This is a genomic window from Streptomyces fildesensis (assembly GCF_016107395.1).
Lineage (GTDB): Bacteria > Actinomycetota > Actinomycetes > Streptomycetales > Streptomycetaceae > Actinacidiphila > Actinacidiphila fildesensis.
This window is the reverse complement of sequence record NZ_JAAIKO010000143.1, coordinates 1-861: the sequence shown is the minus strand read 5'-3', so window position 1 is coordinate 861 and position 861 is coordinate 1. Positions and strand designations below refer to the sequence as shown.

Here is an 861-nt window from a genome sequence, read left to right as displayed (position 1 = left end):
CCAGGCGGTGCCCGGCAGGGCGGCGCCGATCGCCTCGACCAGGCCGGCGTGGGCGTCGGAGACGACGAGCTGGACCCCGGTCAGGCCGCGGGCGACCAGGCCGCGCAGGAACGCCAGCCACCCGGCCCCGTCCTCGGCGGCCGCGACGTCCAAGCCCAGGACCTCGCGCTGGCCCTCGGCATTGACGCCGACCGCGACCAGGCAGTGCACGTTCACGACCCGGCCGCCCTCGCGGACCTTCTGCGTCAGCGCGTCCAGCCACACGAACGTGTAGGGTCCGGCGTCCAGCGGGCGGTTGCGGAACTCCGCCACCCGGGCGTCGAGGTGCTTGGCCATCTCGCTGACCTGTGACTTCGACAACTGAGTGACACCGAGAGACTCGGCGAGCTTGGTGACCCGGCGGGTCGAGACCCCCAGCAGGTAGGCGGTGGCGACCACCGAGACCAGCGCCTGCTCGGCCCGGCGACGACGCTCCAGCAGCCAGCTAGGGAAGTACGAACCGGAGCGGATCTTGGGGATCGCGAGCTCGACGGTGCCGGCGCGGGTGTCCCACGACCGGGGCCGGTAGCCGTTGCGCTGGTTGACGCGCTCGTCGCTGACCTGCCCGTACTCCGCTCCGCAGACCGCGTCGGCGTCCGCGGACATCAACGCTTCGGCGAAGGTCTTCACCATCGCCCGCAAAAAATCCGGACTCGCCGAGGCAAGGTTCTCCTCCAACAGGCCAGCCAGGGGCACAATTTCAGGTGCGGTCATCGTGCTGAACTCCTCTTCGCGACTCGACATCTCGAAGAATCAGCCGATGGCCGTCTTACGTCCCGGCACCACCCCGATGATCAGGCGCAAACCCCCTGATCAGGTGGA

Annotated in this window: 1 protein-coding gene; it reads right to left on the bottom strand. The window is 69.6% G+C overall.

The window, feature by feature from the left end:
- Nucleotides 1-753 (bottom strand): IS256 family transposase (locus C6N31_RS42290; protein WP_198359628.1); only part of this gene is annotated, 753 nt, incomplete at its 3' end.
- Nucleotides 754-861 lie beyond the last annotated feature (108 nt).